Origin of the sequence: Synechococcus sp. MU1655 (assembly GCF_023630655.1) — a bacterium.
In the GTDB taxonomy this organism is placed as follows: Bacteria; Cyanobacteriota; Cyanobacteriia; order PCC-6307; family Cyanobiaceae; genus Synechococcus_C.
Genome location: NZ_JAKUHK010000261.1, coordinates 1 through 2,638, shown reverse-complemented (window position 1 = coordinate 2,638; position 2,638 = coordinate 1). Strand labels below are relative to the sequence as shown.

The 2,638-nt window shown below is 55.8% G+C and carries 2 protein-coding genes, 1 tRNA gene and 1 pseudogene; 1 reads left to right on the top strand and 3 read right to left on the bottom strand.

Translation table 11 applies throughout. The features are described from left to right. Positions 1-130: 130 nt before the first annotated feature. Positions 131-877, bottom strand: a complete 747-nt coding sequence (locus NCN04_RS10390; RefSeq protein ID WP_048347080.1) for an MlaE family ABC transporter permease — start codon at positions 875-877, stop codon at positions 131-133. 23 nt (positions 878-900) lie between these two features. Continuing rightward, positions 901-2,214: an MFS transporter gene (locus NCN04_RS10385; RefSeq protein ID WP_250396053.1), complete on the bottom strand. Its 1,314-nt coding sequence runs from the start codon at positions 2,212-2,214 to the stop codon at positions 901-903. 134 nt (positions 2,215-2,348) lie between these two features. Between NCN04_RS10385 and NCN04_RS10380 the strand changes: the two genes are divergently transcribed. Continuing rightward, a tRNA-Gly gene (locus NCN04_RS10380) sits at positions 2,349-2,419 on the top strand. A 4-nt stretch (positions 2,420-2,423) separates the two neighbouring features. Here the strand turns inward: NCN04_RS10380 and NCN04_RS10375 are convergent. Continuing rightward, positions 2,424-2,638: pseudogene (locus NCN04_RS10375) on the bottom strand (glycogen-debranching protein); the annotation flags it as partial.

Sequence of the window (2,638 nt, the reverse complement as noted above, 5' to 3'; positions counted from 1 at the left end):
GGGTGGGCCAGGGACTGAGGGGTAAGAACCAAAGGCTTGCACTCAGCAACAAAATCAACAATGGCAACCTCGGACTCGGGCTGATGATCACGCTGTTGGTCTCGGGGGAGGGGGTCATGGGATTGGAGAATCAGCCGAATAAAATCTGAGTGAGCAGTACATCCATCAGCGCCACGCTGACAAGGATCATGACCACAGCTCCGGTGGTACTTGTGCCAACCTCTTTCGCTCCGCCTTTGGTGGTCATTCCCCATCCGCAGGCAATGACACCGATTTGAAGACCAAATACCAGTGCTTTGATCAACATGAAGGGCAGGTCATCAGGTTCTAGCCAGGTCCTAACGGCTGTCCAAAATACGGCTGGTGGAATGCTGTAGAGGTTGGTGCTGCTGATTTGAGCGCTCCAGATCGCAACCCCAAAAAACAACAGGCACTGCACCGGTGCCATTACCACCATGGCGATGAGGCGTGGGACCACCAAGTACTCCACGGGATCGGTGCGCAGCATGGTGATTGCATCGATCTGCTCGGTGACCTTCATCGTTCCCAGTTGGGCGGCATAGGCAGTGGCAACCTTTCCAGTCAGCAGCGTGGCCGTTAGCAGGGGAGCAATCTCCCTGGCTAGGCCAATGGCGAGAACACCACCCACGGTGGATCCGGCGCCCATGCTGTTGAGCTCCGCTGTGATTTGAATGTTGAACACGGTGCCTGCAGCTAAGGCCGTGATGATCACGATCAAAAAGCTTCCAGGCCCTGCTTCCTGGAGCTGATCCAACAAATCAATGGTGTTGATTTGGCCTTTGATTGTGGCTGAGACAGCTTGTCCGCCGATCAGCAGGCTGCTGCCAAGTCGGTTCAGCCAGCGAGGGGACTTCATTAAGACGAGATCAGAGAAAAGACTTAAGCGCTGTGCAGATGCGCGCCACGATCAGGCCAGCGTCGCATCAACAGAAGCCCAAACACCACCAACACAGCTGGAATTAAACCCATGCAAAGACGAATGGCAATCAGTGCTGTTTCAGGCTGTTGGACGGAACTCAATGCGCCATCGGCTGCCTTTGTGGAGATGTACCCAGTGAGCTGAAGCAATGTTCCAAACACGCTCATGCTGAGGCCAATGATGAGTTTTTGCCCAAACACCATCCAAGCGGTGTAAAGGCCCGCTGGGTGGGTGGGATCCGCGTCGATCGCATCAGGAAGCAGGGACCAGGGGATGAGGTAAGCCGTTGAAGCTCCCAATCCCACCATCATGATTAGGCCGATCACAGGGATCAGGGCAACCACGCTGCTATCCGTCAGTGGCGCAAGGGTCATTGAAAGGAGACAGGCGGCAATCCAAATGCTCGATCCCCAGCCAAGTGCCTTGATTCGGCCGTATCGATTAGAGAGCACGCTCCAAACCTGGAGGCCCACCAATGCGGCGATATTGAAGGCAAGCAATAGCAATGTGGCAATTTCAGCTGGAACGTGGATGACTTGGACCAGCCAAATCAGGGCAACCACTTGCATCAGCTGAAGGCCAAACCACAGCAGCAAATACAGCCCTAGCACCATCAAAAAGCGTGAGTTGGAGCGAATGCGCCGCAGTTGCAGCAGCAGGGGCTCTTTATTGCCACTGGGGCGTTGAGCTTTTTTGGCATATGGGGCAAGACCCCAGCAGCAAAGCAATGTGGCGACTGCTGCGATCGTTCCCGTGATTTGTCCCATCAAGAGGTAGCCCCCACTTCCCTCTCGCAAGACGAAAACAGCGATGAGTAACCCGATCGTTCCCGCCGAAATGGATCCTGTAAATCGAGCTGCATTCAGCCGCGTGCGAATCGCCGTATCCGGTGTGAGCTCGGTAGAGAGCGCCGCATAGGGCAGATTCACGCTTGTGTAGGCCGTCATCAGCAGGATGGCCATCACCACGTAATACGCCGTGCGTTGCAAAGTGCCGCCCTCAGGCACCCACCACATCGCTGCCAGGCTGATGCCCAAGGGCAGTGCGGCCGCAAACATCCAGGGAAGTCTTGGGCCCCATCGACTGCTGGTGTGATCGCTCATCCAGCCGATCAAAGGATCATTGATGGCATCCCAAAGTTTGATCACGGTGAGTAATGAGCCGGCAATCAGAGCTGGCAACCCTGCTGCAGAGGTGAAAAAGGGAAACAGGTAGAACCCCAGCGTCGTGGCGGCTAGTCCGGTACCTGCATCCCCGAGCCCATAAGCGAGCATGAGGCGGCGACGGGAGCCCTCGGGGCGAGCTGTTGAAGCGGTCAATCTGGAACAGGGGGCACGCAGAACGCCATAATGCTTGGGCACGCGACAGAACAGCTACCATTTCTGGTAAGCAGTTCTGACGTACTAGTGCGGGCGTAGTTTAGTGGTAAAACCTCAGCCTTCCAAGCTGATGATGCGGGTTCGATTCCCGCCGCCCGCTTGATTCACAAACTCAGTTGGTCTGCGTACTCCTGAGCCACCATCACCACGAGGCTTCTCGCCTCTAATGGCACTCCAGATGGACTCCAGCGCTGGAAGCTCCTGGGAAGATCTTCTCCAGCAGGTAACGCTGTATCAATCAATCGACACCATGGCGAGGCCGCTGCCGGTAGGTCGAAGTGCATGGATTTGAAGTAGGCGTTGAAGCCCATCCACAACA

Coding starts and splice junctions, on each gene's coding strand:
- NCN04_RS10390 (WP_048347080.1), bottom strand. CDS start 877: ATGAAGTCCCCTCGCTGGCTGAACCGACTTGGCAGCAGCCTGCTGATC.
- NCN04_RS10385 (WP_250396053.1), bottom strand. CDS start 2,214: ATGCTCGCTTATGGGCTCGGGGATGCAGGTACCGGACTAGCCGCCACG.